Source organism: Tsukamurella sp. 8F, from assembly GCF_029167375.1.
Classification (GTDB): domain Bacteria; phylum Actinomycetota; class Actinomycetes; order Mycobacteriales; family Mycobacteriaceae; genus Tsukamurella.
Map to the genome: position 1 here is coordinate 59,975 of NZ_JARFTP010000006.1, position 21,840 is coordinate 81,814.

25 protein-coding genes are annotated in these 21,840 nt (G+C 68.0%); 7 read left to right on the top strand and 18 right to left on the bottom strand.

What is annotated here, in order from left to right; translation table 11 throughout:
- Positions 1-9: 9 nt before the first annotated feature.
- The 4 genes from P0W64_RS06495 to P0W64_RS06510 form a co-directional block, all read right to left on the bottom strand.
- Positions 10-1,533, bottom strand: coding sequence for a CoA-acylating methylmalonate-semialdehyde dehydrogenase (locus tag P0W64_RS06495; protein ID WP_275479263.1), 1,524 nt, complete (start codon positions 1,531-1,533; stop codon positions 10-12).
- 128 nt (positions 1,534-1,661) lie between these two features.
- Positions 1,662-2,243 carry a GNAT family N-acetyltransferase gene (locus tag P0W64_RS06500; RefSeq protein WP_275479264.1) on the bottom strand — a complete coding sequence of 194 codons (582 nt, stop codon included), beginning with the start codon at positions 2,241-2,243 and terminating at the stop codon, positions 1,662-1,664.
- 10 nt (positions 2,244-2,253) lie between these two features.
- Positions 2,254-3,114, bottom strand: coding sequence for an SDR family NAD(P)-dependent oxidoreductase (locus P0W64_RS06505; RefSeq protein ID WP_275479265.1), 861 nt, complete (start codon positions 3,112-3,114; stop codon positions 2,254-2,256).
- Positions 3,111-4,604, bottom strand: coding sequence for an NAD(P)/FAD-dependent oxidoreductase (locus tag P0W64_RS06510; RefSeq protein ID WP_275479266.1), 1,494 nt, complete (start codon positions 4,602-4,604; stop codon positions 3,111-3,113). The genes P0W64_RS06505 and P0W64_RS06510 overlap by 4 nt, the downstream gene beginning before the upstream one ends.
- A gap of 122 nt (positions 4,605-4,726) precedes the next feature.
- Between P0W64_RS06510 and P0W64_RS06515 the strand changes: the two genes are divergently transcribed.
- On the top strand, positions 4,727-5,947 hold the full coding sequence (locus tag P0W64_RS06515) for a PucR family transcriptional regulator (protein ID WP_275479267.1): 1,221 nt from the start codon (positions 4,727-4,729) through the stop codon (positions 5,945-5,947).
- On the opposite strand, the gene P0W64_RS06520 is transcribed toward P0W64_RS06515, so the two are convergent.
- Positions 5,920-6,339: a hypothetical protein gene (locus P0W64_RS06520; RefSeq protein ID WP_275479268.1), complete on the bottom strand. Its 420-nt coding sequence runs from the start codon at positions 6,337-6,339 to the stop codon at positions 5,920-5,922. The genes P0W64_RS06515 and P0W64_RS06520 overlap by 28 nt on opposite strands.
- Before the next feature lie 91 nt (positions 6,340-6,430).
- On the opposite strand from P0W64_RS06520, the gene P0W64_RS06525 reads away from it, so the two are divergent.
- Positions 6,431-6,553 (top strand): hypothetical protein, encoded by a 123-nt coding sequence (locus P0W64_RS06525; protein WP_275479269.1) that lies wholly within the window; start codon positions 6,431-6,433, stop codon positions 6,551-6,553.
- A gap of 23 nt (positions 6,554-6,576) precedes the next feature.
- Here the strand turns inward: P0W64_RS06525 and P0W64_RS06530 are convergent, their stop codons facing one another.
- The 3 genes from P0W64_RS06530 to P0W64_RS06540 form a co-directional block, all read right to left on the bottom strand.
- A complete protein-coding gene (locus P0W64_RS06530; protein WP_275479270.1) occupies positions 6,577-7,785 on the bottom strand; it encodes an FAD-dependent oxidoreductase in 1,209 nt (402 codons plus the stop codon).
- A gap of 120 nt (positions 7,786-7,905) precedes the next feature.
- The gene (gene gndA / locus P0W64_RS06535; RefSeq protein WP_275479271.1) at positions 7,906-9,339 is read right to left on the bottom strand and encodes an NADP-dependent phosphogluconate dehydrogenase; all 1,434 of its coding nucleotides are present in this window, start codon (positions 9,337-9,339) and stop codon (positions 7,906-7,908) included.
- A gap of 100 nt (positions 9,340-9,439) precedes the next feature.
- A complete protein-coding gene (locus tag P0W64_RS06540) occupies positions 9,440-9,847 on the bottom strand; it encodes a YbaN family protein (protein ID WP_275479272.1) in 408 nt (135 codons plus the stop codon).
- A gap of 237 nt (positions 9,848-10,084) precedes the next feature.
- On the opposite strand from P0W64_RS06540, the gene P0W64_RS06545 reads away from it, so the two are divergent.
- Positions 10,085-10,342 carry an acyl-CoA-binding protein gene (locus P0W64_RS06545; RefSeq protein WP_275479273.1) on the top strand — a complete coding sequence of 86 codons (258 nt, stop codon included), beginning with the start codon at positions 10,085-10,087 and terminating at the stop codon, positions 10,340-10,342.
- Between the two features lie 17 nt (positions 10,343-10,359).
- Here the strand turns inward: P0W64_RS06545 and P0W64_RS06550 are convergent, their stop codons facing one another.
- The gene (locus P0W64_RS06550; protein ID WP_275479274.1) at positions 10,360-11,523 is read right to left on the bottom strand and encodes a DUF6596 domain-containing protein; all 1,164 of its coding nucleotides are present in this window, start codon (positions 11,521-11,523) and stop codon (positions 10,360-10,362) included.
- A gap of 13 nt (positions 11,524-11,536) precedes the next feature.
- Positions 11,537-11,923, bottom strand: coding sequence for a YciI family protein (locus P0W64_RS06555; protein WP_275479275.1), 387 nt, complete (start codon positions 11,921-11,923; stop codon positions 11,537-11,539).
- On the opposite strand from P0W64_RS06555, the gene P0W64_RS06560 reads away from it, so the two are divergent.
- The gene (locus P0W64_RS06560) at positions 11,922-13,469 is read left to right on the top strand and encodes an FAD-dependent oxidoreductase (RefSeq protein ID WP_343232841.1); all 1,548 of its coding nucleotides are present in this window, start codon (positions 11,922-11,924) and stop codon (positions 13,467-13,469) included. The two genes, P0W64_RS06555 and P0W64_RS06560, sit on opposite strands and share 2 nt — an antisense overlap.
- A gap of 1 nt (position 13,470) precedes the next feature.
- Here P0W64_RS06560 and P0W64_RS06565 read toward each other — a convergent pair whose 3' ends face one another.
- Positions 13,471-13,821 carry a hypothetical protein gene (locus P0W64_RS06565; RefSeq protein ID WP_275479277.1) on the bottom strand — a complete coding sequence of 117 codons (351 nt, stop codon included), beginning with the start codon at positions 13,819-13,821 and terminating at the stop codon, positions 13,471-13,473.
- Between the two features lie 103 nt (positions 13,822-13,924).
- Here P0W64_RS06565 and P0W64_RS06570 point away from each other — a divergent pair, with 103 nt between their 5' ends.
- A complete protein-coding gene (locus P0W64_RS06570; protein ID WP_275479278.1) occupies positions 13,925-14,554 on the top strand; it encodes a DUF2461 domain-containing protein in 630 nt (209 codons plus the stop codon).
- Here P0W64_RS06570 and P0W64_RS06575 read toward each other — a convergent pair.
- A complete protein-coding gene (locus tag P0W64_RS06575) occupies positions 14,551-15,108 on the bottom strand; it encodes a dihydrofolate reductase family protein (protein WP_275479279.1) in 558 nt (185 codons plus the stop codon). The genes P0W64_RS06570 and P0W64_RS06575 overlap by 4 nt on opposite strands.
- An 89-nt stretch (positions 15,109-15,197) precedes the next feature.
- On the opposite strand from P0W64_RS06575, the gene P0W64_RS06580 reads away from it, so the two are divergent.
- Complete coding sequence (locus P0W64_RS06580) at positions 15,198-15,665, top strand: Rid family hydrolase (RefSeq protein ID WP_275479280.1); 468 nt, start codon at positions 15,198-15,200, stop codon at positions 15,663-15,665.
- Here P0W64_RS06580 and P0W64_RS06585 read toward each other — a convergent pair.
- Positions 15,610-16,074 carry a peroxiredoxin gene (locus tag P0W64_RS06585; protein ID WP_275479281.1) on the bottom strand — a complete coding sequence of 155 codons (465 nt, stop codon included), beginning with the start codon at positions 16,072-16,074 and terminating at the stop codon, positions 15,610-15,612. The genes P0W64_RS06580 and P0W64_RS06585 overlap by 56 nt on opposite strands.
- 48 nt (positions 16,075-16,122) lie before the next feature.
- On the opposite strand from P0W64_RS06585, the gene P0W64_RS06590 reads away from it, so the two are divergent.
- Positions 16,123-16,563 (top strand): VOC family protein, encoded by a 441-nt coding sequence (locus P0W64_RS06590; RefSeq protein WP_275479282.1) that lies wholly within the window; start codon positions 16,123-16,125, stop codon positions 16,561-16,563.
- 17 nt (positions 16,564-16,580) lie between these two features.
- Here P0W64_RS06590 and P0W64_RS06595 read toward each other — a convergent pair whose 3' ends face one another.
- The 5 genes from P0W64_RS06595 to P0W64_RS06615 form a co-directional block, all read right to left on the bottom strand.
- On the bottom strand, positions 16,581-18,383 hold the full coding sequence (locus P0W64_RS06595) for a glutamate decarboxylase (protein WP_275479283.1): 1,803 nt from the start codon (positions 18,381-18,383) through the stop codon (positions 16,581-16,583).
- A 253-nt stretch (positions 18,384-18,636) separates the two neighbouring features.
- Positions 18,637-19,497 carry a fructosamine kinase family protein gene (locus P0W64_RS06600; RefSeq protein ID WP_275479284.1) on the bottom strand — a complete coding sequence of 287 codons (861 nt, stop codon included), beginning with the start codon at positions 19,495-19,497 and terminating at the stop codon, positions 18,637-18,639.
- Positions 19,498-19,561: 64 nt separating this feature from the next.
- Positions 19,562-20,602 (bottom strand): acyl-CoA dehydrogenase family protein, encoded by a 1,041-nt coding sequence (locus P0W64_RS06605; RefSeq protein WP_275479285.1) that lies wholly within the window; start codon positions 20,600-20,602, stop codon positions 19,562-19,564.
- A gap of 73 nt (positions 20,603-20,675) precedes the next feature.
- A complete protein-coding gene (locus P0W64_RS06610) occupies positions 20,676-21,218 on the bottom strand; it encodes a hypothetical protein (RefSeq protein ID WP_275479286.1) in 543 nt (180 codons plus the stop codon).
- Positions 21,215-21,772 carry a putative immunity protein gene (locus P0W64_RS06615; RefSeq protein ID WP_275479287.1) on the bottom strand — a complete coding sequence of 186 codons (558 nt, stop codon included), beginning with the start codon at positions 21,770-21,772 and terminating at the stop codon, positions 21,215-21,217. Before P0W64_RS06615 ends, P0W64_RS06610 begins: the two co-directional genes overlap by 4 nt.
- Positions 21,773-21,840 lie beyond the last annotated feature (68 nt).

Here is a 21,840-nt window from a genome sequence, read left to right on the forward strand (position 1 = left end):
CAGGCGCTCCTAGTGCATCGTCGGGATGGAGAACTCGGCGCCGTCCTTGATACCCGAGGGCCAGCGCGAAGTCACTGTCTTGACCTTGGTGTAGAACATGATCGACGCCGGTCCGTGCTGGTTCAGGTCGCCGAAGCCGGAACGCTTCCAGCCACCGAACGTGTGGTAGGCCACCGGGACCGGGATGGGCACATTGACGCCCACCATGCCGACCTGCACACGTGAGGTGAAGTCGCGTGCCGCGTCGCCGTCGCGGGTGAAGATCGCCACCCCGTTGCCGTACTCGTGCTCACTCGGCAGTCGGAGGGCCTCCTCGTAGTCCTGCGCCCGCACGATCACGAGCACCGGGCCGAAGATCTCGTCGGTGTAGATCGACATGTCGGACGTCACGTGGTCGAATAGCGTCGGACCTATGAAGTAGCCGTCCGAGAGGTCTGCATCACCGAAAGACATCTCGTCGCTTGATTTCTCGCGCCCATCGACCACCAGCTCTGCCCCGGCGTCGACACCGGCGGCGATGTAGCCCTTCACGCGCTCGAGCGCGGCTGCCGAGACGAGCGGCCCGTAGTCGGCCTTCGGGTCGTGGCTATGCCCCACCCGAAGGTGGGCGATGCGCTCGACGAGGCGCTCCCGCAGGCGATTCGCCGTCTCCTCACCCACCGGGACCGCCACGGAGATCGCCATGCAGCGCTCGCCCGCCGAGCCGTACCCGGCGCCGATCAGGGCATCCACGGCCTGGTCGAGATCGGCATCCGGGAGGATCACCATGTGGTTCTTCGCACCGCCGAAGCACTGGCTGCGCTTGCCGTTCGCCGCAGCGGTCTCGTAGATGTACTGCGCGATATCCGAGCTCCCGACGAAGCCGACCGCCTTGATCTCCGGATGCGTGAGGATCGCGTCGACGGCCTCCTTGTCGCCGTGCACCACCTGGAACACGCCGTCGGGCAGGCCTGCCGCCGTGAACAGTTCGGCGAGCCGCACCGGGACCGAGGGGTCCCGCTCGGAGGGCTTGAGGACGAACGCATTGCCACAGGCCAGGGCCGGCCCAGCCTTCCACAGCGGGATCATGCCCGGGAAGTTGAACGGCGTGATGCCGGCGACCACCCCGAGGGGCTGGCGCAGCGAGTACACATCGATACCGGCGCCTGCACCCTCGGTGTACTCGCCCTTGAGTAGATGCGGGATGCCGACCGAGAACTCGATGACCTCGATGCCGCGTTGGATGTCACCGCGCGCGTCTGCGATCGTCTTGCCGTGCTCGGAGGAGAGCAACCCGGCGAGCTCGTCCATGTTCTGGCCGACCAGGTCGATGAACTTCATCAGGACGCGCGCGCGGCGCTGCGGATTGAAGGCGGCCCACTCCCGCTGCGCCTGCGCCGCTGTGCGCACGGCCGCGTCCACCTCGTCCGCGGTCGCCATCGGAACCGTCGCCTGCACCTGTCCGGTGCTGGGGTCCATCACATCCGCGGTGCGCCCCGCTCCCTCGACCCGGCGCCCGTCGACGAAGTGCGGAATCGTCCTCGTACTCACCATCAACCCATCCCGTCGCCTAGTACTGTGTTCCCCATCACCATATACTTGGACATCCAAGTAATCAACCGAGTGTACCGAAAGCTACTACTACACAGGACTATCGGCCGGTACGCAGTACCCGTCGACCTCTACCCGGGGCGGTACATGGCGGCGAGCGGCGGGCTTCCGGCGATGCTCACCTCGCCCGTGACCTCGAATCCGAAGCGTTCGTACAGCGGGAGGTTGCGAGGGTTGCTGCTCTCCAGGTAGGCGGGCCCCTCGACGCGGTCGAGACCGTGCCGGAGTAGAGCCGTGCCGATACCCCGCCCAGGTGTCACAGCGCCGAGGGTCGAGAGATACCAGTGCGGTTCCGCCGGGCGCAGCTCCAGCATGCGCATCACGAGCCGCGCTCCGCGCACCGAGCCGGTCCGTACCGCCAACGCGAGCGGCGGCAACGCCAACAGCTGCATCACGGGCGGCGGCTCGTATCCGGGCGGGTCCCAGAATGCGGCGCCCACCGCGACACCGCGATCCCGAACGAGGTGCGCCGACCCCGGCGCACCGTGCATCGACGCGTACATCGCACGGAACAGCAGCACGTCGGCGGCCTGCAGACGACGCGGCTGCACCCACCGCACCACCGGATCGTCGGCGAATGCGCGCGCCATGACTCCGCACGCCTCGCGCACCGTCGTCGGGGTTACATCCAGGATCGTGCGGTCGAGACCCATGCTGGTGAATCTAGTGCCTGCGGGCCAGCTCCATCGCGGAGTCACCCATCACGCGCGCCATCATGCGGTTGACGAGACGCGGGTAGAGCGAGGGCAGGAGCCGCACCAGGACATCGACGCTCCGCGCGTCATTCCCAACGAGCACCCGCGCCTTCTTCTTCGCCACGCCGTCGAGGATGATCCGGACGGCGTCGGTCGGCGCCATCTTCAGCAGCTTGGCGTTGTAGGCGTCCACGGCGGCCCGCTCGGCGGCGCCCGCGTCGTCGCCGCGTGCCGCCAGCCCCGAGGTGGCGATGTTCGTCTTGACCCCACCGGGGTGCACCACGGTGACGGCGACCGGCAAGCCGGCCGCGAGCATGTCGGACCGCACCGACTCGGTAAAACCCCGCACCCCGAACTTCGTTGTGCAGTAAGCACTCAGCCCGGCTTGCGCCATGTAGCCGTTCAGGCTGGACACGTTGACCAGATGCCCGTCGCCCGACGCGATGAGGTGCGGCAGGAACGCCTTGGTGCCGTGCAGCACGCCCCACAGGTTCACGCCGATCACGCGCTCGTAGTCCTCGTACGAGGTGGTGAGCACACTTCCGGCGACGGGTGCGATGCCGGCGTTGTTGTAGACCTGGTGCACGACACCGTAGTGCTCAGCCACGTCGGCGGCATACCGCTCGACGGCGTCGCGATCCGTGACGTCGAGGACGCGGGTGTGCGCATCGGTACCGCCCAGTGAGGCTACGGTGCGCCCCAATCCCTCGGCATCCACGTCACTCAGCGCCAGGCGCGCGCCCCGCTCGGCGAGCCCGGCCGCGAGCGCCGCGCCGATACCCGAGCCGGCGCCGGTGACGACTGCGACCTTCCCTGCGAACGCGCTCATACCGCGACCCGCTCGCGGGCCGTGCCGAACCGCAGACGCCGGTCGGCGACCTCGCCCGAGCGCAGGAGCTTCGCGTCCGCGGCGTAGCTCATCGACATCAGCCACGGCGCCTCGGTGCCCTGACGCGGCAGCCGGTCGAGCGACCGCTGGACATACCCGGCACCGAAGTCGAGCAGCGGACGCGTCTCCATGCCCGGATCGTCGAGCTCGGCCCGGCACGTGTCGTACCCCTGATCCTCCATATGTTCCAGCAGTCGGCAGAAATGCTCGCACAGCAGGCCGATCTTGAGGGTCCACGACGAGTTCGTGTACCCGATGGCGAAGGCGAGATTGGGCACGCCGGACAGCATCATGCCCTTGTAGGCGACGGTCTGGTGCAAATCGACGGGCTCGCCGTCGACGACGAGGGGTACCCCGCCGAACGGCTGCAGATTCAGCCCCGTCGCGGTGACGATGATGTCGGCGTCGAGGTGCTCCCCCGATTCCAGTTCGATCCCGGTCTCGGTGAACGTCGCGATGCGGCCGGTCACCACGGAGGCGTCACCGCTCCGGATCGCCTTGAACAGGTCGCCGTTCGGGACGGTGCACAGACGCTGGTCCCATGGGTTGTAGGCCGGATTGAAATGCACGTCGACCGGGTAGTCCTCCGGCAACGCACGGGCGTTCAGATGGCGCAACACCTTTCGCGCGGGACCGGGGAACCGCTGGCAGAGCTGGTAGACGATGCGCTGCTGCACGATGTTCTTGCGCCGGGTCAGCGCATAGCCGCGTTCGAGTCCGACGACTCGCTTGAGCAGGTTCGCGATCGGATCCTGCGAGGGCACCGGAAGGATGTACGTAGGCGAGCGCTGCAGCATGGTCACGTGCCCGGCCTCGTCCGCCATGGCGGGTATCAGCGTCACTGCCGTCGCGCCACTGCCGATCACGACGACGCGCTTGCCCGCGTAATCGAGGTCCTCGGGCCAGTGCTGCGGATGCACGATCGTGCCCTGGAAACGGTCGCGCCCCTCGAAGTGCGGCGTATATCCCTCGTCGTAGCGGTAGTACCCGCCGGCCGAGAAGATCCAGCCCGCACTGAGACGGATCCGCTCGCCGGTGTCACCGCGGTCGATGTCTACGTACCAGCGGGCGTCGCCGGTGGACCACTCGGCGCCGACCACGCGGTGGTGGAGACGGATGTGCTCGTCGACGCCGTTCTCGGTGGCGGTCTCGCGGACGTAGGCGAGGATCTTGTCGCCGGCCGCGATGGCGTCCTCGTCCTGCCACGGCTTGAATTCGTAGCCGAAGGTGTGCAGATCGGAGTCGGATCGGATGCCCGGATACCGGAACAGATCCCAGGTGCCGCCGGTGGCGCCACGTGCCTCGAGCACGGCGAACGTGGTGCCTGGGCGCTCTCGCTGCAGGTAGGAGGCAGCGCCGATACCGGATATGCCGGCGCCGACGATGAGGACGTCGAGGTGCTCGACGGAGGTGCTGGACTGCGATGTCATGGGTTACTCCTCGCGTTGATACCTCTATGGTCCGCGCCGCACGCCGCCGACGATAGGGCCGCACCGCCCCACATCCATCATCAGATGGTGCATGGTGCACCAAGAGCCGCTACCTTGGCCTAATGGAGTGGCAGTCACCGTCCCCGCGCGTCCGCGAGTTGATCCGCACGGGAGCACAGCTCGCACTGTCCCCGCCGGTCGAGTGGAAGGGCGCACTCGACGAGGCCGTCCTCGCCGCGGCCCCGGTGCTCGCATCGGATCCCGACCTCGCCGCCGCCGCGAGCCGCAGCAACAGCGCGAACCTCCTGCACTGGGCCGCTGCCAACGTCCGGGATCCCGGCGCACCCGTCGCCGCGAACGTGGGCGCCGAACCCCTCGCGATCGCCCGCGACATCGTGCGTCGGGGACTCGATGAGCGCGCCCTCGACGCGTACCGCGTGGGCCAGACGGTCGCACTGCGCTTCTGGATCCAGATCGCGTTCAGCCTCACCGACGACCCTGCCGAACTGCGCGAACTCCTCGACATCACGACCGCGTCGATCTCCACGTTCGTCGACGCCACGCTCGCGGCGCTCGAACAGCAGATCCGGAGCGAGCGCCACGACCTCACACGAGGCGCGCACGCCGACCGACTCGCCGCAGTCACCCTGCTGCTGGACGGGGCGCCGATCCCCCCAGACCGCGCCGAAGAGCGTCTCGGCTACCGCCTCGATCGCCGCCACATCGCCGCGATCGCCTGGTCCGACGGCGCCCCAGGCGGGGACGCGCGCGTACTCGACCGGGTATCCGAGGCGCTCGGCCGCGCCTCCGGCGCTCGCCCGCTGAGCATCCTGGCGAGCGGTGCGACCCGCTGGGTGTGGGTCCCGGCCGACGACCTCGACCTCGCGCCCGTACGTGCCGCCGTCGAGGGCCACCCCGACGTGCGCGTCGCCCTCGGCCCCGCGGCCGACGGCGCCGACGGCTTCCGCCGCAGCCACCTGGACGCACTCACGACTCAGCGCATGCTCGCGCGCCTGCGGTCGACGGAGCAGGTGGCACAGTTCAGCGAGGTCGAACTCGTCGCGCTGATCACATCGGATCCCGAGGCCGCGGGGCGGTTCGTACGGAGGACGCTGGGCGGGCTCGCCGCAGCAGACGCCGAGCTACGCCGCACAGTGGCGATGTATATCAGGGAGCAGTACAACGCCTCACGCACCGCGGAACGGCTGTATACGCACCGGAACACCGTGCTGCGCAGGATATCCCGTGCACAGGAGCTGTTACCCGCACCGCTGGAGGAGTCGGGCGCGCACGTCGCGGTCGCACTCGAGGTGCTCTACTGGGGAGCAGGTGGGGTGACCTGACCGCCGTCGTCACCCGCGGCACCGTCGGGCCGGTCAGGCAGGGATCCGCGCGCCCCGTCGAGCTTCCGCTCGGACTTCTCTAGCCGACGGTCTTCGACCTTGTCGACCACGCCGTCCGCGGCCTGGAGCACATCCCGGTGCGTATCGACCACATTGTCCGTCAGCAACCGCGTTCCCTTGGACGCGGCCTTCGCCGCGATCTGTGAGGCTCCCTCGACGATGCCCGCCACACCCCCGCCCACGTCGCCCTTGAGGATCCGGGCCGCACTCTTGACGATCTTGGAAGAGCCTTCGAGCGAATCGGTGGCTATCTCCGTGGCCCCGTCGACGTTCCTCGCGTAGCGCGACGACTTCTCGGTGTTCTGTTCATCAGCGTTCTGTTCATCAGCCATGAGGCCCTCCTGGAGGCTGGCGGGTATTGCGCTAATTGTGATCCCGCTAACACGCCCCTCGATAATAGAACGACTCATTCGATGATCGAACGTGATCGACGTGCAGTTCCATCACGCGACTGCCCGGCTCGCGGCGTTCTTCGCCGGCGACACGCGCTCCGCAATCACATCCGCAGAGCGCGCGGCGGATGTGATTGCGGGACTCGGCCGCTGAGGGCGAGCCCGCGGACGCGGCTCCTAGACCTCGCCGAGCGGCACCGTGGGATCTGCGAGCTTGGCGGTATCGACAGCGCGGCCCGAGGAGATGAGCTCCTTGATCGCGTCGCCCTGGTCCCAGATATTGACGTTCATCGCCGCCGTCACCTTCCCGTCCTGCAGCCAGAAGGCGAGGAACTCGAGCTTTGCGACATCGCCCCGGAGCACCGTGTCGTACGAGCCGTCCGCGTATCCCGTGTACTCCATACCGAGGTCGTACTGGTCGGTGAAGAAATAGGGCTGACGATCGTAGACCTCGTCACCGCCGAGTGCGTTCGCCGCGGCGACAGCGGGCTGGTTGAGCGCATTAGCCCAGTGTTCAACGCGGATTCGCTTCCCTACCGCCGGGTTCTCGGCGTTCGCGATGTCGCCGACCGCGAAGATGCTCGGATCGGATGTGCGCAGGTGCGCGTCGACCTCGACGCCGTTCGAGACCGTGAGGCCCGCCTGCTCAGCCAGGTCGGTGTCCGGGATCGCACCGATGCCGACGACGACCGCGTCGGCCTCCAATTCCTCCCCGCCCTCGAGCACGACCGTGCCGGTGGTCGTGTCGATACTGTCGACCTTCACGCCCGTCCGGAGCGTGACCCCGTGCCGCTCATGGAGATCCGCGAAGATCTGTGCGACATCGGTGCCCAGGATGCGCACCAGCGGAAGCGGTTCGGGCTCTACCACCGTCACCTCGACGCCCGCCTCGCGCGCCGCTGCCGTGGCCTCGAGCCCGATCCAGCCCCCGCCGACCACCACGATCCGCTTCGCCTCCGCGAAGGTCGCACGCAGCCGGTCCGAGTCCTCGAAGGTCCTGAGGTAGTGACCGCGAGTACCTTCGCGCGGCACGCCTGGGAACTCGCGGGCACGGGCGCCCGTCGCGAGGATGAGGCTGTCGTAGGAGATCGGGTCGCCGGACTCCACCGACACGGTCTTCACGGCGGGGTCGATAGCCGTCACCCTCGTGCCGGTCCGCAGCTCCACATTGTGCGCGGCATACCAGTCCGCATCGTGTACGAACGCCTTGTCCCGGTCTGCCTTGCCCATCAGATAGTCCTTGGACAGCGGCGGCCGCTCATAAGGCCGATCGGCCTCAGCACCGATCAGCACCAGCCTTCCGTCGAACCCCTTGTCCCGTAGCGCCTCCGCTGCCTTCGCGCCGGCCAGCCCCGCTCCGATGATCACGATCGTCGACTCACTCATGACCCAACGCTACGCGCCACCCGCGACCCATGGTCCACTTCTCGGCCGCCGAGGTAGCGCGCCGCCGTGACGGCGACGCTGTCCGTCTACGGCCGAGAACCGGACCACGATCATCTGTGATCAGGACGTCTGGACCTCCGAACGATCGCCGGACCACAGCGTGTGGAAGACGCCGGGACCGTCGACGCGGCGGTAGGTGTGCGCACCGAAGAAGTCGCGCTGCCCCTGCACGAGCGCCGCAGGCAGGCGGTCGACGGACAGCGAGTCGAAGTAGCTCAGCGCCGCCGAGAAACCCGGGATCGGTACGCCGGCCTGCGTCGCGGTGATGACCACGCGGCGCCACGCGTCCTGACCGTCGGCGATGGCCTGCGCGAAGTACGGCGCCTCGAGTAGCGTCGCCATATCCGGGTTCTGCTCGTACGCGTCGGCGAGAACGTTGAGGAACTGCGCGCGGATGATGCAGCCGCCGCGCCAGATCTTCGCGATCGCACCCTTGTCGACGTTCCACCCGTACTTCTCGGCGCCCGCGATGATCGCGTCGAATCCCTGCGCGTACGCGACGACCTTCGAAGCGTAGAGCGCCTTCGCCACGTCGTCGACGAAGCCGTCGGGAGCTGCCGGGATCGCGGGCCGGGCCAGGCGGAGCCCCGCGACACCGTCGCGCTGGGCACGCTTCGACGACACGGCGCGCGCGAACACGGCCTCCGCGACGCCGCCGACGGGAACACCCAGATCGAGCGAGTTCTGCACGGTCCACACACCGGTGCCCTTGCTGCCGGCCTCGTCGACGACGACGTCGACGAGCGGCTTACCCGTCTTGGCGTCGACATGGCGCAGCACCTCGGCAGTGATCTCGATGAGGTAGCTGTTGAGAGGTCCGGCGTTCCACTCGGTGAAGACGTCCGCGATCTGCGCGGGCTCCAGACGGCCGACGTGGCGGAGGAGGTCGTAGGCCTCGCCGATGAGTTCCATATCGGCGTATTCGATGCCGTTGTGGATCATCTTGACGAAGTGTCCGGCGCCGTCGGTGCCGACGTGGGTGACGCACGGCTCGCCCTCGGCGACCGCAGCAATGGACGCGAGGATCGGGCCTAGTGTCTCGTAGGACTCGGCGGATCCGCCGGGCATGATCGACGGTCCGTTGAGGGCGCCCTCCTCGCCGCCGGAGATGCCGGTACCGACGAAGTGGATGCCGGTGGGCGCGATACGCGCCTCGCGCGCGATGGTGTCCTGGAAGTTGGCGTTGCCGCCGTCGACGATGATGTCGCCGGGCTCGAACCGCTCCAGCAGTTGCTCGATAACGGCGTCGGTCCCCTTGCCCGCCTGCACCATGATGATCGCGGTACGCGGCTTCGCCAGCGATGCCACGAAGTCGTCGATGGACTCCGAGGCGACGAATCCCGCCTCGGGATGCTCCTTCACCAGTTCCTCTGTGCGGGAGTAGGTTCGGTTGTACACCGCGACCTTGTTGCCCTCACGCGACGCGAGGTTGCGGGCGAGGTTCGAGCCCATCACCGCCAGCCCTACGACACCGATATTCGCCGAACCGCTCATCAACACACCTCTCGCAGACCTGGGAATCGAACTCAGACAGCCTAACTTTCGCGGGCTTCGCGCGGCAGGGCCGATCTCGAATACTGGGCGGCCACCGGAGTCAGGATCCGGCCGCGGCTTCCGAGTCGGGCGCGGCGGGTGGTTCCGGACGGAACCACAGCCACGTGCCCGTGCAGGCCATGATCGCCGTGGCCAGGGCCGCGGTCCACCACAGCGGGCTCACCAGCCAGAGGATCACCGCGCAGACGGCCATCGTCGACACCGCCATCAGCTTCGCGCGGCGGCTGACCGCGCCGTGTTCCCGCCAGTCGCGGATCATCGGACCGAAGCGCGGATCGCTCATGAGCCGCTGGTGCAGGCGTTCCGAACCGCGCGACGCGGCGAAAGCGGCCAGGAGGATGAACGGCACCGTCGGCAGCCCGGGCAGCACGATCCCCACGATGCCCAGCCCCAGCGACACGTACGCCAGTACCCACCAGGCCCAGCGGAACCGCGATCGTCGTGCCATACCCGCGATTGTAGGTAACCCTCTCCTCGAATCGGACAGGCCGTGCCGCGCGGTCGGGTCACGGTACCGTCGGGACGATCCGCTCGAGACGATCCGGGCGCAGCCGACATGTATCGGGTGTGAGCACCTTGACCAGCGCTGACGACGACCAGGCCTATTCGACGGTGCGCACGCCGACGCCGCGCAGCACCGGGCTACGGTGGACGCGACCGCTTCCCGAAGACGCCAGGAGTGCCGATGTCCGAGTTAGACGACAAGTTCGCGTTCGCCCAGGAGGACGTGAAGAAGCTGACCAGCAAGCCGTCCAACGAGGACCTGCTAACGCTGTACTCGACGTTCAAGCAGGCCACCAAGGGCGACGCGACGGGCAAGCGCCCCGGTCGCCTGGACATGGTGGGCCGCGCCAAGTTCGACGCGTGGGCCGCACTCTCCGGCACCTCCTCCGATGCGGCCAAGGAGAAGTACGTCGCGACGGTCGCCCGTCTGCGCGGATAGCACTTCCGCCGAGGGCTTCAGCGCCCGGCGAGATACTCCCGCTCCGCGGGATCCGTGGTCAAGGAGATCGCCTTGGCGTAGGCGTCCTTCGCTGCCGGTTCATCGAGCCGGTCGAGCAGGTGGGCACGCAGCGCCCAGGCGGGCTGCAGCCGTTCGGCGCCCTCGACGGCGTCGAGCGCGGCGAGCCCGGCCGCCGCACCATCGGTCTCGGCGGTCACGGCGGCGAGTGCGACGGCGCCGCCACCTGTCGGCGCGATGGCCTGCAGGTGCTCGTACAGCCGACGCAGGGTCGGCCAGTCCGGCTGCGCGCCGGGTTCTCTCGCGCAGTGCACCGCCCCGATGGCAGCCTCCAGCTGGAATCGGCCGAGGTCGCCCAGCGCATGTGCGCGGCGAAGGCGACGGTGCGCGGCGGCGATCAGGTCTCGATCCCACAGCTGCGGATCCTGCCGCGGCAGCGGAACATATCGACCGTCGTGGATCCGGGCCGGCAGCCGCGCGCTGGACAGGTAGAGCAGCGCGGCTAGTCCGTGGGCCTCGGCGCTGGCGGGGGCTGCCTCGGTGATCGTCTCCGCGAGCCCGAGCAGCAAGGCGTGACGCTCGCGCGGAGGAGTCGGCCACTCGATGCTGTACGCGCCGTACACCGCCTCGAGCACCGGATCGAGGCGCTCGGGAAGCGCTGCGCCGTCGGGAATCTCGAACGGTATGCGGGCGCTCCGGATGCGCTTCTTGGCGCGGGTGAGACGGGCGGCCATCGTCGCGGTCGGGATCAGGAACGCGGCACCTATCTGCTCGGCGGTGAATCCCAGTACAGCGTTGAGCATCAGCGGCACACCGGCCTGCGCTATCCCCGGATGCGCACAGACCAGCAGTAGCTCGAGGCGGCGATCCGGCAGCGCGGCGCCCGCCTCGCCGTCGTGCTCGTCTGCCAGCGGCACCGACGTCCGCTCGGCCGCCGACTTCCACCTGTCCCGCTGGCGATTCCGCGCCACCGTCAGTAGCCACGCGTCGGGTTCGCGCGGCACGCCGTCGACGGGCCAGCGGGTGAGCGCACGCTCGAAGGCATCGGCAAGCGCATCCTCGGCTGCGGCAACGTCATGGGTTCGAGCCGCAAGCAGCGCTAATAGCCGGCCGTACGAGGTGCGGGCTGCGGCCTCCGCCCGCATCTCGCCTTCCGTGCGCATCAGTCCGTGCTCGTCAGTCCGTGCAGGCCGCGGTGTTCCAGACCCCGGCCTCACACGCCGCCGTCACCTTGCGGACCTCCAGCACCGCGTACTGCGTGGCCGGGCACTTCTCGGCCCACGCGATCGCGGCGTCCCGGTCCGGCACATCGAGGATGAAGACGCCCGCCAGGGCCTCGCGGGTGTCCGCGAAGGGGCCGTCCTGCACACGCAGGTCGCCCTCGCGGCGGGTCACGGTTACCGTACGGGCCGGGGATTCCAGAATCTCCGCGCCCACGAACACCCCGGCGGCATGCAGAGCGGCCGTGTAGTCGGACATGGCCCGCTGCATCTGCAGCAGGGTCTCGGTAGGTACCTCCCCCTCGGCGGGCTCGGCATTGTTGAGCAGAAGCGCGTATTGCATGGTTCCTCCTGGTGTCCACTGTGCCCCAGGGGCGGGGCACAGTGGTGACGATCGAGCGCGACGGAGATCGACACACACGCGTACGGTGGCTGTGGTGACCGACGTCCTCGTGATCGGAGCCGGGCCCACCGGTCTCACCGCCGCCCTCGAACTCGCGCGCCGTGGCGTGCATGTCCGCATCATCGACCGCTCCGACGGCCCGTTCGAGGGTTCTCGCGGCAAGGGCGTCACCGCCCGCACGCAGGAGGTGTTCGACGACCTCGGCATAGCGGATAGGTTGGTGGAGTCCGGGTTCCGGCATCTCCCGGTCCGGGTGACCTCCAGCGGCGAGATCCGCTCCGACGAGGACCCGCTCGCCGCCGCGGTGCCCACCGCCGATCGCCCGTACGAGTCCGGGCTGCTGCTGCCGCAGTGGAGAACGGAGCAGATACTCCGGGATCGGCTGGGCGAGTTCGGAATCCACGTCGAATACGGTCTCGCCGCAACCTCCGTCGAGCAGCAGGGCGAGCACGTGGAGGTGACCAGCGGAGGGACTGCGGAGCAGGTCCGGTACGTCATCGCCTGCACCGGCGGCCGAAGCGACGCCCGCGACTGGATCGGCGCCACCTTCGAGGGACACGGCGGCCCGCAGGCGCTACTCATCGCGGACGTCCGCGTCGACGGGTTGACGCCCGACCGCTGGTACCAGTGGAACCATCCCGAGCGCGGCTTCGTTGCGCTGTGCCCGTTCCGGTGCACGGACATCTGGCAGTTCCAGGGCGCCCTTTGGTCGTGGTTCGTGGACGGTACCGACCTTCCGGAACCGAGCCTCCCGCGGCTACAGGACGCGATCGACACCGTGGCCGGTGACGGCATCCGTCTGTCCGCGCCTGCGTGGACGTCCCGATGGCGCGTGAATGTCCGGCTCGCCGATCGGTTCCGGTCCGATCGCGTGTTCCTGGCCGGCGACGCGGCACACGTGCACTCCCCGGCAGGCGGGCTCGGAATGAACACCGGGATCCAGGACGCGTACAACCTGGGTTGGAAGATCGCCGCCGTACTAGCGGGCGCCGATGCGGCGCTGCTCGACACCTACGCCGAGGAGCGCATCCCCGTGGCGCAGTGGACACTCGGCGTCAGCAACCGCGGGCTCGAAGAGATGGCCGGCAACATGACGAGCGCCGACGCGACCCACTTCATCACGCCGCAGGAGGACGGTCAACAACTGGCCATCGGATATCGATGGAGTCGATTGTCCGTCGAGACAGACGGTTTCGCCGCCCGCGGCGGCCCGCTACGCGCCGGGGACCGCGCTCCCGACGGCGCCTACGGCCGGGAGACGTTCTTCGACGCCTTCCGTGGGCCGCACGCCACCGTCATCGCCGTCGGGACGGACGAGCCGCTACCCTCGCCGACCGAGCGGCTCGCGGTGTTGCGTACGCCGTCGGCGCCCACCTACACACCTACGGACGGACTGTTCGTCGTGCGTCCCGACGGCTACGTCGGATTCGCGGGTGTGCCCGGCGACGGTTCCGCGCTACGTGAGTACGCAGCGGTCTTCGCGTGAATCAGTCGTCGAGTGCGCTGACCGGGATACCGTAGGGGAGGAACCGGACGCGACGCTTGGTGTCGGTGTTGTGCTGGTGCGCGCGTAGGGCGTCGAGCTCTGTCTTGAAGACCTGCTCGACACGGGCGCCACCGTCGTCGTCGGTGGCGATGACGGCCCATACCCCGTCCCCGGTCTCGCCTGTGGTCTCGGGCTCCGGCCGCGGGCGCGGCTTGGGCTCGTTGAACAGCCCCGAGAACGCTTCCCGCCCGACCTGGCTGCCCACGAAACGGCCGACGATATCGCGGGCCTCGCGCGCGAAGTCGTCGAAGTCGCCGGGTCCGAATCCGAACGGTCTGTCGTTGTCCGCCATGAGGGCTCCTTCGCCTCGCTGTGCCTATCCCACCAGTGTCCACAGCAATGGCCGGTTCAGCCACCCCGGTCGCTTGGAGGGACGTAGCGGTAGCCTCGGCGCCATGGGCTTCACCGGTTTCCCCGAGGCTGCGCTCGACTTCTACGACGACCTCGAGGTCGACAACTCGAAGACGTTCTGGGAGGCGCACAAGGAGGTGTACCGCACCGCGGTGGCAGCGCCGATGACAGCCCTACTGGACGATCTGGCCGACGAGTTCGGGGCCGCCAAGATCTTCCGGCCGTACCGTGACGTGCGGTTCTCGAAGGACAAGACCCCGTACAAGACCCATCAGGGCGCATTCGTCGCGGTCGGCCCGGCGACCGGGTACTACGTCCAGCTGGGCGCTGCGGGCGTCCGCGTCGGCGCGGGCTTCTACGAGGCGAACGCGGACCGGCTCGCCTTCCTGCGCCGGGCGATCGATGACGAACGGCACGGCCCCGCCCTCGAACAGGTCATCGCGAAGCTGCGGCGCCAGGGCTGGGAGATCGGCGGCGACACCCTCAAGACCGCACCCCGAGGCTGGGATACCGGCCACCCGCGGATCGAGCTGCTGCGCCACAGGTCGCTGGTCGCCTCCCGCGACTACGGGTTCGGCGAGATAATCGGCTCCCCCGCCCTCGTCGACCGGATCCGCAAGCATTGGCGGCAGACGCGGCCGCTACTCGACTGGGTCGTCGAGCACGGAGCCTAGTCGGTCGTGTAATGCAGGTACGCGAGCCCGTTGCCGAAGATCCTGTGTTCGGCGAGCCGCAGCTCGAGCCGGACGTCGTCGGGCAGGGCCCGCGTCCCGCCACCGACGACCATGGGGACGACGAAGAAGTGATAGTCCTCGACGAGGCCCGCCCGGATCGCCGTGGCGGCGACGGTGGGCCCGAAGATCTCGACCGCGCCGGTCGCGTCGTCCACGATGCGGCGCAGCTCGTCCAGGTCGAGATCGGCGACGAGGCGGTCACGGGGCGAGCCGAGGCCGTCTGCGGCAAGGGTCGACGATGCGACCACCTTGTCGATCGCGCGCCAGCGCCGCGCGAACTCCAGATCCGCCTCCGGGCCCTGGTCCGGATGTTTCTGCCAGTACTGCATCAACTCATAAGTCCTGCGCCCGAGCACCTCGACCGATACCCCCTTCATCCGTTCGATGTGGAGCGCGAAGACGTCGTCACGCGGTCCGGACCATTGGAAGTCGCCCGCCGCGTCGTTGACATAGCCGTCGATCGACATCGTCGCGGTGAAGGTCAGAGTGCCCATGGGATTCAGTATGTCTCGCCACGCGCCGAGACGTCCCGATCCGGAGTCGAACGAGAACGATTGCGGCCCGGTCTGAGAGGATTGCGGGCATGCCACGTGCCGTCCAGCTGATCCGCGCCACCGCCCTCGCCGACGTCGCCGAGTACGCGTACGCGGCCACAGCACCGAAGGACGCGCGGATGATCTTCCTGGCGGGCGCCTGCCCGCTCGACGGCGACGGCGCGACAGTTGCGGTCGGCGACTACGCCGGGCAGGCGAGGGCCTGCTTCGGGACGATGTCCGCCGCGTTGGCAGCGGCGGGCGCGACGATCCGTGACGTGATCGGTACCCGGGTGCTCGTGGCCTCATCGCGGCAGGCAGATCTGGTGGCCGCGTGGAACGTGGTGCGGGAGTCGTTCGGCGAATACGACCCGCCCAGCACCCTGCTAGGCGTCACGGTCTTAGGATACGACGATCAGCTAGTCGAGATCGAAGCCGTTGCGGCGGTGGTTGATCGACCCATCAGCCCCGAGGGGTCAGCGCAGCGAGAGCACGATCGGCATGGACCTGCATGTTGACCTCGGACGCGATGACATCGGCCACCGTGCCGTCTGGGCGGATCGCGAACGTCGTTCTTTTCGTGGGCATTCCAGCCAGCTTGAGCAGCCCGTCGCGACGCACGCCGAAGGCGGACGCCACTGCACCGTCGACGTCGGCCAGCAACGGGTAGTCCAGGCCGTGTTTGGCGGTCCACTCCTGCTGCTTACCTACCGCGTCCCTGCTGATACCCACGCGCTGCACGCCGGCATTCGCGAATTCCGTTGCCAGATCCCGGAAGTGGCATGCCTCCTTGGTGCAGCCAGGCGTGAATGCAGCCGGGTAGAAGAACAGCGCCACCGGCCCGGCCGCGAGCAGGTCGCTCAGCTTCCGTAGGTTGCCGTCCTGGTCGGGCAGTTCGAAGTCGGGGGCCTTGTCACCGGGTTTCATACCTACAAGCTAACCCCGAACGCCACGACGCCTCCATAGGATGGCCCCATGAACGTGAGGATGGACAACGTCGGCATCGTCGTCGAGGACCTCGGCCCGGTGATCGAGTTCTTCCGCGACCTGGGGCTCGAGTTCGAAGGGCGGACGATGGTGGAGGGCCCCTGGGCAGGGCGGGTGACAGGCCTGGGCGATCAACGCGTCGAGATCGCGATGATGCGTACGCCCGACGGCCACGGGCGGCTCGAGCTGTCGCGCTTCCTCTCGCCTGCCGTCGTCGCCGACCACCGGGCGGCCCCGGTCAACGCCCTGGGCTACCTGCGCGTGATGTTCGAGGTCGACGACTTGGACGGCACCCTCGAGCGCCTGCGCACGCACGGCACGGAACTCGTCAGCACCGAGGTGGTCCGCTTCGAGGACGCCTACCGACTCTGTTACGTGCGCGGGCCCGAAGGCGTCCTCGTCGGACTTGCCCAGTCACTGGCGGACTAGGCGCACCTCCGGCAGGATCAGTGGGCGAAGACCTTCTCGTCGCTGGTCAGCACCGATGGCAACGGCGCACGAAGTGCCTCGAGCTTGGCAGTGTGCTTTCGTAGGTCGGCTAGGAGCAGATCGGCCATGTCGAGATTCATCCCGGCGCGCACGACGACGCGAAGCACCGCGAGGTCCTCACGGTCGGCCGGGAAGGTGTAAGCCGGCACCTGCCAACCACGTTCGCGAAGGCGATCGGATACGTCGAAGACCGTGTAGTTCTTCACGGAATCCTTGAGCTTGAAAGCGAACACGGGCAGGTCAGCCCCTCGAGTGATCAGCTCGAACGGGCCGATCTTCTCGATCTCGGCAGCAAGGTACTGCGCCACGTCGCTGGCGTGCTGCTGGATCCGACGATACCCCTCGAACCCCAGGCTGGTGAACATGAAGTACTGCGCGACCACCTGACTTCCGGGCCGGGAGAAGTTCAGCGAGAACGTCGGCATGTCGCCGCCGAGGTAGTTCACGTGGAACACCAGTTCCTCGGGCAGATACTCGGGGCTGCGCCAGATCGCCCATCCGACGCCGGGATAGACGAGACCGTACTTGTGTCCAGACGCGTTGATCGAGCACACCCGTGGAATCCTGAAGTCCCACACCAACTCCGGCTGAATGAAGGGTGCGACGAAACCTCCGGACGCGGCGTCGATGTGGAGCGGGATGTCGAGGCCCGTATCTTCTTGGATACGGTCCAGCTCGGCGGCGATCTCAGCGAACGGTTCGTAGCGCCCGTCGAAGGTGGAGCCGAGCACGGTAGCGACACCGATCGTGTTCTCGTCCACGAAGTCTCGCAACCGCTCTGCCGTGAGGCACAGATGGTCCTGGTCCATGGGGACGAGCCGCATCTCGACGTCCCAGTAGCGCATGAACTTCTCCCAGCACACTTGGACGTTTGCGCCGGTCACCAGATTCGGCTTGTCCGTGGGCTTCCCGAGCCGACGCATCTTCTCGCGCCAGCGCCACTTCATCGCCAGTCCGGCCAGCATGACCGCCTCGCTCGAACCGGTGGTCGAGCACCCGACGGCCTCCTCGCCCACGGGCGAGTTCCAGAGACGGGAGATGATGTTGACACAGCGATTCTCGAATTCGGCAGTCTGCGGATACTCGTCCTTGTCGATCATGTTCTTCTGTGCGGTCTCGATCATCAGCCGATCCGCGAGCGCCGGCATCTGCGTCGAGCAGAAGGTGGCGAGATTCAGCCGTGCGCTGCCGTCGAGACAGAGCTCGCTGGAGATCATGTCGTACGCCGTCTCGTGGCCGACGCCCTCGCCGTGCAGGAAGAACGTCGGTGCGCGATGCGAGCCCTCGAGCAACAGCTCGGGGGTGTGCGTCAACGTGGGCACGGGCGCATGCGCCGCGTGGTCCTCCGGAGACGATTCGCCCGCCGCGCTCTCGTCCGCCTGCTGCGGCCGGTCGGCACCGGACGGCCCCTGCGACTGCGGTGCAGCGGAGGGTGACTGAGGCGACGCACCCTGGGCAACCTCCGACGACGATGCGGGCGCCGCATCCTCGCTGTCCGCGAGCCGCCCGAGACCGCCGAAGTCCCGAAGGCGTTTCGTCAGAGCGCCGCCGAGGTCGCCGCCGCGCTGCGTCAGCCCCTCGGCGATCCTCGCCGGTGCATTGGTCAGGGCGGCGCCCAAGTCCCCCGCGGTCGTCGACGCCGCGTCCAGCTGGCGCCGGACCGCCACGGTGAGATCCTCTGTGAACACGCCCGCCGCCGCCTGCGTGCGTGTCGCCCTGCGGGCGATCTCCTCGATTCCCGCCTTCCTCGACAGCCCCATGCGATTACCTCCATAGACTCGGCGACCAACTGGACGATAGTCCAGCATGCGCGCCCCGATACCCCGATTGACCCAGGCTATCGGAATGAAAGCGGGAACCGTTCTGCCGCATCGTGTCTCGATGCACGAGGAGAGGCCTGAAGGGAGCTGGTCACATAGGCGGAATCCGCCCGAACGGGCCATTACGGGGCATACGCATAGCGCACCGGCGACCGGATCCGGCGACACCCACGGGCCGTTCAGCTATGACGTCTCACCGAGCGTACTGGCGGAGCACGCTGAGCGCCGCCGCCCCGTAGCCTCCACCGAACAATATGGCGTGCACCAACAACGGTGGAAGTTGATACCAACGGATGCGGTCTCGCCAGCCGTCGGCGAGCGGGAACGCCTCGTGGTAGGCGTCGAAACACACCGCTCCGAAGCCGCCGAACAGCGACATCATCGCCAGGTCGATCTCGCGGTGCGCCCAGTATGCGGCGGGGTCGATGAGCCAGTTCCGTCCCCCGGTGCCGACCATCCGATTGCCCGCCCACAGATCGCCGTGCACCAGCGACGGCGGTTCGGGCGGACCGCACAGCTCCGCGGCGCGCGGTTCCACACGGTCCATCAGGTCGCGGGCCTCCCGAGGCACGACACCTGCTCCGATGCCGCGGTCGATCAGTGGTACGACCCTGCGCCACACGAAGAACTCAGGCCAGTCCGCGGACGGTGTCAGGTCCACCTCCGCCGAGCCGAGATACCCGGCCAGGGCGCCGTCGAGGGAACCGAACGAATCGCCGACCGTGCCGTGGAGGTGCGCGAGTCCACGCCCGAAGTCGACCTCGGTAGTCGACGACGGCGCCCCGCTCTCGATCCACTCGAGCACCAGGCCGGAACCGTTCTCCCGCAGAACTTCTGGAACCATCAGAGCGCCACGGTGCGCACGCAGGGCACGTAATCCGGCAGCCTCGCGCTCGAACAGGTCGGGCGTGACATCGGGCCGCCACTTCAGGAACAGCGGCCCGTCGACCGTGTCGAGGCGATACGCCCGCGCGATATCCCCGCCGGACAACGGATGTGCGGCACGCACCCCGAAACCGTCGATCAGAGCTTCTGGCAGGTCTGGGAACGACATTCCGCCATCATGCCGCGATACCGGAGCTCAGCGCGCGCACTCGGCCTCGCGAGACACGGCAGGATCACCGCGCGAGCAGAGACTCCAGCTCCGAGCGCATGTCTGGCCGGCTCGCAGCGACCAGGGCGAAACACGCCTCGCGGAGAAGCCTCTGCGCGGTCTGCCCGGCCAACACCGCAGAACTCCCCGTCGCGGCCACCAAAGCGCCTGCCGCCCGCAATGCGACGTCTGCAGCCGCGGCACGCGATGCGGGTAGCGTCGTCGCGTCCACCAGCCCACGGTCGAGGTCGGACCGCACGCGCTCCAGCTGTCCACGAAGGGACCTCGCCGCCTCGGTCCGGCCGCGCTCGTCGAGCAGTCTGATCGCCCTGCGTGCGATCCCGCATGCCACACAACCGTTGAGCCGTGAGCCGAACGACTGCAACGCCTGGAATCGCCCCAGTGGCGCCGAGCCGGTGATCCGCTCAGTCGGAAGAAGGTACGCGTCGAAATGTAGACCGACGGTATTGGTGCCCTGCCCAGCAACGAGTCTCAGTTCGTCGACGCTCAGGTGCTCGCCTGCGCGAGCGTCGATCAGACCCGACACGATCACGCCACCCTCCGCCTCGGCGGCACGGTCGCGTGCCGACACCTGGAGCACGTCTACAACGCCCCACCCGCTGACGAAGGGCGCCTCGCCGTCCAGGACGTATCCTTCGGGCACCTTCGTGGCCCACAGCCTGGGCGGGGTAGGCAGGGCGCCGGCGAACGCCACGCCCGCCCGGACGCTGCCGGCGACCAGGCCGTCGAGATACTCCTCGCGTAACGGCGCGTTGTCCGTGGCCTGCACCGACATCACCGCCCCGTTGTGCTGCATCCAAGTGAACGTGGTGGAAAGACACCCGCCCGCAAGCGCTTCGAGCACCTCGGCTATCCCCGCGAAGTCCAGTCCCGAGGCTGTCGTGCTGCCCGCGAGACCGTAGAAACCCTCGCGCGCCAACAGATCCCAGTGCTCCGGCGGAACGACGCCGGTCTGGTCCACCTCGTTCGCAGCGGGAAAAAGCACTTCGTCCGCGATGCGGTGGGCCTGGTCGATGATCGGATGGTCGCCTCGCGCCTCAGCCACCGACTTAGTCTACCCTTAGTTGTCAAGACACTATGCGCACCGGGATTCATCCGCCCGCGCCGCAAGGCGTGGACTATCGCGCAACATCCATGGCACGTACGAGGTCGTCGACATCACGTCGAGTGCGCAACCGGTGGAAGGTCAGATGCGCGAACCTCGGGTCCGACATCGCAGCTTCATAACTCGCTTGTACTCGCGGATATGATCTCCACGCCCAGGTCAGAGACGAACGGTCGCCTCGCCAGAACATGAGACCACCGATGCTCTCGCGGTTTCCATTCCAGAGCTCCTGTCTGGATATCCCACGAACCACTGTGCGGCGCAGGACCTGCCACATCACCCGCCACCTAGGAGGGGCGATCCAGACGACGACGTCTGCCCTATCCCAGACGATCGTTCCCATCTTGCGTTGATAATCGCCGTCGACGACCCAGCTGTCGCCGCCGATCACGGCGATCACACGCTCTGCCAGCTCGACCTCTGTGGCCGCATTCCAGCCCGGGCCCCAGTGCAGCGCATCGAGTTCGATGAACGTGCTGTCGAGCACCGAAGCCAACCGCTTAGCCACCGTCGTCTTACCCGCTCCCGAACACCCGACAACCGAGACCCGTGTCATCCGGCTCCCTCCTGAGCATCGACCGCCCGCAACCTCGAATCGAGCTCACTCACCACGACCGATACGTCCTTCCCGCGCACATCGGCCCGTGGATAACGCCGAAGAACGTCGACAACCGTTGCTGTGACGAGCCCGAACACGGCTGCCATCGCCTCCTCGCTCGACGGCGCGTCGGTGCACTGCATCCGAGCCAGCACACAGTGCGCCGGACCGCGGAGTATGTGCCCGACCTGTGCAGCGTCCGCCAACGGGTGCAGATAGCCGGACGCAGCCGCGTCGCCCGCCGACATCGCAGCGTGTGCCGGCGCCGACGCAACCTCCTTGGCGGCACGATGCGCAGCAAGCGCAGTGACCCGTTGCGTTCCCGTGCGAGGGCCGCCCGCCGCGAAAGCGGCTGCCGCATCGAGGGCTACGCGCGGACGAGGGTCATCCGGTGCGGCGACCTCGAACACATCGATGACGAGTTCTGCGCACGCGACGTTGAATGCCGTGATCGCCCGCAATTCGTCCAGAGTCAGCACGAAGCCCGCAGCCCGACGGTTTCGATCCTCCACGGTGCTAGACGTTAGCCCCGTCTTCGATCAAGTCGTCGTGGCTTCACGTACCCGGACCAGCCGAGCCC